We start from the raw sequence: 5,851 nt of genomic DNA, 5'->3' as shown, positions 1-5,851 counted from the left end.
GTAAAAATGAGTTATAATAATCTAAATCTAGAAGTAGAAAATAGTCTGGCTATTTTAAAAATAAATCGTCCTAAAGCTTTAAATGCTTTAAATAAAGAAACATTAAAAGAAATTGATCTTGTAATTGAAGATTTGAACAAAAACGAGGCAGTTAAAGTTGTAATAATAAGTGGTGAAGGTGAAAAAGCTTTTGCAGCAGGTGCAGATATTTCTGAAATGAAGGATATGAATGTGCAGGAAGCTAAAGAATTTTCTTTATTAGGACATAGAGTCTTTAATGAAATTGAAAACTCTCCTAAAATATTTATTGCAGCAATTAATGGTTATGCCCTAGGTGGCGGGTGTGAACTGGCTTTAGCTTGTGATCTTAGAATTGCAGCTGAAAATGCAAAGTTTGGTCAACCCGAAATTAGTCTGGGAATTATACCTGGATTTGGTGGGACACAACGTTTAACTAAAATAATTGGGAAACCTAAGGCCCTGGAATTAGTATTAACAGCAAAAAATATTAATGCTAAAAAAGCGGCAGAATTAAAGTTAGTAAATCAGGTTTTTGAGACTGATGATGTTATTACTCAAGCTAAATCACTGGCTGAAGAAATAGCTGAAAAATCTGCTCCGATAATTTCTTTTGCCAAAGAAGCAGTTAATTTTGCTTTAGAACATCCAGCTACAGAAGGTAGTAAGTATGAAGCTAATTTATTTAGCAACTGTTTTAGTACGGCTGATCAAAAAGAAGGTATGCAGGCTTTTTTAGAAAAAAGAAAAGCTGAATTTAAAAACGAGTAAGTATTCTATAAAGGGATGAGATAATCATGTTAAAACTTTTCTGCAATGCTGATATATATACAATGGATAGGTCTAATCCAATTGTTGAGAATGTATTGGTTGAAAACGGAAAAATTGTTGACCTTAATGTGAATAATACGGCTCAATATCAGAAAATAGATCTAAAAGGAAAGACTTTGATACCAGGTTTTTGTGATAGTCATCTACATACTGTAATGTATGGTTCTGAATTAGATAAGATAGATCTAAGTGCAGTTAAATCTATTAAAGAATTAATAGAAATCGGAAAAAAATACATAAAAAATAAGGATTTCAAAGCAAGAGACTGGATATTTGGCTGGGGGTGGAATCAAGAAAATTTTACTGAGGATAGGTTACCAACAGCCAAAGATTTAGATAAAATTTCTACAGATCATCCCATAGTTTTCAAAAGGGAATGCAGACATGTGTTAACTGCAAATACTGTAGCTTTAAAGGAAGCGGGTCTTTATAAAAAAACTATAAACAATAAAAGAATTTATAAGGATCAAAAGGGTCATCCAAGCGGAATTTTGTGCGAAGATGCACAAAAACTAATTTTAGATGCTGCTCCTCAAACTACTGTAAAGGATATAAAAAACTATATCCTGGAAGCTTCTAAAAAATATCTGGAGTATGGACTAACTTTTGTCCAGTCAGATGATCTGGCTGATTCCAGTATTTCTTTTCATAAAACATTAAAGGCTTATTTTGAATTAGCTGATAGTGGAAAGCTGCCATTAAGGTATAATTTACAGCTTCGCTTAACTAATGAAAAAGATCTAAGAGCGTTTATTGCTAATTACAATACTGGTAAATACAATGATTATTTAACTTTAGGCCCTCTAAAAATCTGGGCCGATGGTTCTTTAGGAGCCCGAACTGCTGCTTTAAGAGAAAGTTATAACAATCGGGATTCTGACTATGGAGAACTGTTGTGTAGCAAAGAAAAGATGGAGAATTTAGTTCAAATAGCCTGTAAAAACAAAATGCAGGTTGCCTGTCATGCGATAGGTGATAGAACTATTGAACAATTTGTAGAAGTTGTTGAAGCAGTGCAAGAAAAATATGATGATAATTTACAACATAGGATCATTCACTCTCAGTTGGCAGATTATCAACTCCTTAAAAGAATGAAAGCTGCAGAAATTAATACAGATATTCAACCTGCATTTACAGCAAGTGATTGGGAAATAGTTGAGAATAGAATTGGTAAGGATAGGGCACAGCAGAGTTATTTGTGGAAAGATATGATTGATTTAGGAATTAATACTGCCGGTAGTTCAGATTCTCCTATTGAAAAACCAGATCCAATTTGGGGAATCAGCTGTTTAGTTAGCAGAAAAGATGAGTTTTTAAAACCTGAATTTGGCTGGCTTCCCAATCAAAAAGTAACTGTACAGGATGCACTAGAAATATATACTAAAAATGGTGCTTATAATGCGTTTGAAGAAGAGACATTAGGGCAGATAAAGCCTGGATACAAAGCTGATTTTAGTATTTTATCTCATGATCCTTTCTATGTTAAAGAGGATAAATTAAGGGATATAGAAGTATGTAATACTGTTATTGGTGGTAAGCTAAGTAAATAGTCATCAATTATTAATAAAATTAATTAAAGTAATAAAGTAAAATTTGGAGGTAAAAAAATGGATTTTAATTTAAATAGTACTCAAGAAATGATAAAAAAAGTTGTTAGAGATTTTGCAGAAAATGAGGTTAAAGATATAGCTGCTGAAATTGATGAAAGTTGTGAATTTCCAAAAGAAAATGTTAAAAAAATGGCTAAGGCTGATATGTTAGGAATTCCTTTCCCTAAAAAATATGATGGAGCAGGTGCTGATACATTAAGTTATGTTTTAACTGTTGAAGAATTATCAAAAGCATGTGCAACTCACGGAGTAATTGTCTCTGCTCATACTTCTTTAGGTGCTCATCCAATATATCAATTTGGAAATGAAGAGCAAAAAGAAAAATATTTAAAACCATTGGCTAGAGGTGATAAATTAGGTGCTTTTGGTTTAACTGAGCCAGATGCTGGTACTGATGCATCAGCTCAAAAAACTACAGCTGTATTAGATGATGACGAATATGTAATAAACGGTTCTAAAATATTTATTACAAATGCTGGTGAAGCTGATACTTTTATTATTTTTGCAATGACTGATAAAAATAAAGGAACAAGAGGTATTAGTGCTTTTATTGTTGAAAGAGACACTCCTGGTTTCAAACTGGGTAAAAAAGAGAACAAACTTGGAATTAATGCATCTGATACAAGAGAGTTAATTTTTCAGGAATGCAGAGTGCCAAAAGAAAATCTTCTGGGCAAAGAAGGCATGGGTTTCAAAATCGCTATGGCAACATTAGATGGTGGTAGAATTGGAATTGCTGCTCAGGCCTTAGGTATTGCTCAAAGAGCTTTAGATGAGACAGTTCAGTATGTTAAAGAAAGAGAGCAGTTTGGTAGACCAATTTCTAAATTCCAGGGCTTACAGTGGGAAATAGCTGAAATGGGTACTAAGGTTGAAGCCGCAAGATTATTAGTTTATAAAGCGGCAAAAACTAAAGACTCAGGCCAGAGATATTCTAAAGAAGCTGCAATGGCAAAATATTATGCTTCAGAGGCTGCTGTTTATGTTGCTAATAAAGCAATTCAGTTACATGGTGGTTATGGATATATGAAAGAATATCCAGTTGAACGTTTATGGCGTGATGCAAAAATCACTGAGATTTATGAGGGAACAACTGAAGTGCAAAAGATGGTAATTGCCGGTTTTTTATTAAAATAAAAAAAGATTTATTACAGGAGGTAATATAATGAATATATTAGTATGTGTAAAACAGGTACCAGATACAAATGAAGTGAAAATTGACGAAGAAAAAGGAACATTAATAAGAGATGGTGTTCCCAGTATTATTAATCCAGAGGATAAGAATGCTTTAGAAGAAGCAGTAAAATTAAAAGAAGAAAATGGCGGAAAGGTTACAGTAATTAGTATGGGGCCACCTCAAGCTAAAACAGCTCTTTTAGAGGCATATGCAATGGGTGCTGATGAGTGTATTCTTCTTTCAGATAGGGCGTTTGCAGGATCTGATACCTGGGCAACTTCTTATACATTAGCACAGGCAATTAAACATGCAGGCGAGTTTGATCTTATTTTTTGTGGCCGTCAGGCAATTGATGGTGATACAGCACAGGTTGGACCGCAAATTGCTGAAAAGTTAGAAATTCCTCAGATTACGTATGTAAAAGAGTTAGAAATAGAAGGTGAAAAAGTTAAAGCAAAAAGGGCTTTAGAAGATGGCTATAGTGTCATTGAAACTAAGCTGCCAGTGCTTTTAACAGTAATTGATGATCTAAATAAACCACGATATCCTTCTATTTCAAGAATTGTCTCAGCTTTTCAAAAGGAAGACTGTATTAAGGTTTGGACAGTAGAAGATTTTGAAGTTGATAAGACAAAGCTTGGTCTTGATGCATCTCCAACACAAGTATATGATACCTTTGTACCTACAAATGAGAAAAAAGGTGAAATGTTAGAGGGAAATGAAAAAGAAAAAGTTAAGAAATTATTAGAAAAATTAAAAATGGAACAGGTAATATAAAGAGGGAGGAATAATTGAATGTTAAAAATATTTGAAAATAATTGTGTCGGATGTGAAGTTTGTGTAACTAACTGTCCATTTGGTGCTTTAAAAATGGAAAATGATATAGCGGTTGTTGACCCAGAAAAATGTACTATGTGTGGAATTTGTGTTAAAGAGTGTGAATTTGATGCAATGGAAATTGAAAAAGAAAATAAGATTGAAAAGCAGGACATTTCTAGTTATGAAGGCGTATGGATTTTAGCAGAACAGAGAAATAATAAATTAATGAATGTTGCTTTTGAATTATGTAGTGAAGGAAGAAAGTTAGCTGATGAATTAGACACTACTTTATCAGCTGTTGTATTAGCCTCAGATATTAAAGAGGATGCAAAAGAATTATTTGCTTATAAAGCAGATCATGTATATATTGTTGAGGATGAAGAATTAAAAGATTATAGAACTGAAACTTATACATCTGTCATTTGTGATTTGATTAATAAGTTTAAACCAGAAATAGTACTTCTAGGTGCTACTCACAATGGTAGAGATTTAGGACCTCGTATTTCTGCTCGCTTAAATACTGGTTTAACAGCAGATTGTACAAAACTTGAAATTGATAAAGAAAGAAATATTCTACTTCAAACTAGACCTGCATTTGGTGGTAATTTAATGGCAACGATTATTTGTCCAGATCATAGACCTCAAATGTCAACAGTAAGGCCTGGAGTTATGGAAAAAACAGATCCAGATTACTCTAGAACTGGAGAAATAGAAGAAATTGAGGTAAAAATCACTGATAAAAATATCAAATCACATATTACAGATAGTGGTAAAATTATTAATTTAAAATCTGATTTATCTGATATTGATATATATACTACTATTAAAGAAATTATTAAAGAAGCTAAAGCCAGTGTTAATCTTGAAGAAGCAGAAATTATAGTTTCAGGTGGTAGGGGTGTTGGTAGTCCAGAAAACTTTGAAACGATTGAAGAATTTGCTTCTGTTTTAGGTGGTGAAGTGGGGGCTTCCCGTGCTGTTGTAGATGAAGGTTGGATTGATAAAGCTCATCAGGTTGGACAGACAGGAAAAACAGTTAAGCCAAGAGTTTATTTTGCTTGTGGTATTTCCGGTGCTATTCAACACAAAGCAGGTATGGAGAACTCTAATTTGATTATAGCAATAAATACTGATGCAGATGCTCCAATTTTTGAAATCTGTGATTATGGTCTTGTTGGTGATTTAAAGAAAATTGTACCTATGCTTAGCAAAGCTTTTGAAGAGTTAAAATAATAGAAGGTTAAGAAACAAAATAATAAAAATCAGCAGAAAATTTTCTGTTGATTTTTATTAAATAGTTTGCCTGGCATGAATATTTGCTAATCAGTGAAAGTCTGATGTGGGGGTTAATAGTGCCAACCACTAGCTGAAGACAAGGGTGTCCATCGTGAGGTGG

5 protein-coding genes are annotated in these 5,851 nt (G+C 33.1%); all 5 read left to right on the top strand.

Annotated elements, in window-relative coordinates; translation table 11 throughout:
- Positions 1-6: 6 nt before the first annotated feature.
- From CI949_RS15640 to CI949_RS15620, 5 genes are read left to right on the top strand one after another with little or no spacing between them, the layout of a single operon-like run.
- Positions 7-789 carry an enoyl-CoA hydratase-related protein gene (locus CI949_RS15640; RefSeq protein ID WP_365941787.1) on the top strand — a complete coding sequence of 261 codons (783 nt, stop codon included), beginning with the start codon at positions 7-9 and terminating at the stop codon, positions 787-789.
- A 26-nt stretch (positions 790-815) separates the two neighbouring features.
- Positions 816-2,399 carry an amidohydrolase gene (locus tag CI949_RS15635; protein WP_290767995.1) on the top strand — a complete coding sequence of 528 codons (1,584 nt, stop codon included), beginning with the start codon at positions 816-818 and terminating at the stop codon, positions 2,397-2,399.
- Between the two features lie 57 nt (positions 2,400-2,456).
- Entirely contained in the window at positions 2,457-3,596 is a 1,140-nt protein-coding gene (locus tag CI949_RS15630) for an acyl-CoA dehydrogenase (protein ID WP_290767992.1), read from the top strand.
- A 28-nt stretch (positions 3,597-3,624) separates the two neighbouring features.
- Entirely contained in the window at positions 3,625-4,413 is a 789-nt protein-coding gene (locus tag CI949_RS15625) for an electron transfer flavoprotein subunit beta/FixA family protein (RefSeq protein WP_290767989.1), read from the top strand.
- 18 nt (positions 4,414-4,431) lie between these two features.
- Positions 4,432-5,688 carry an FAD-binding protein gene (locus CI949_RS15620; protein ID WP_290767986.1) on the top strand — a complete coding sequence of 419 codons (1,257 nt, stop codon included), beginning with the start codon at positions 4,432-4,434 and terminating at the stop codon, positions 5,686-5,688.
- The last annotated feature ends 163 nt before the right edge of the window (positions 5,689-5,851 follow it).

The organism is Halanaerobium sp. (assembly GCF_003070835.1).
The sequence above is the reverse complement of the archived record's forward strand: the minus strand, read 5'-3'. Positions and strand labels throughout refer to the sequence as shown.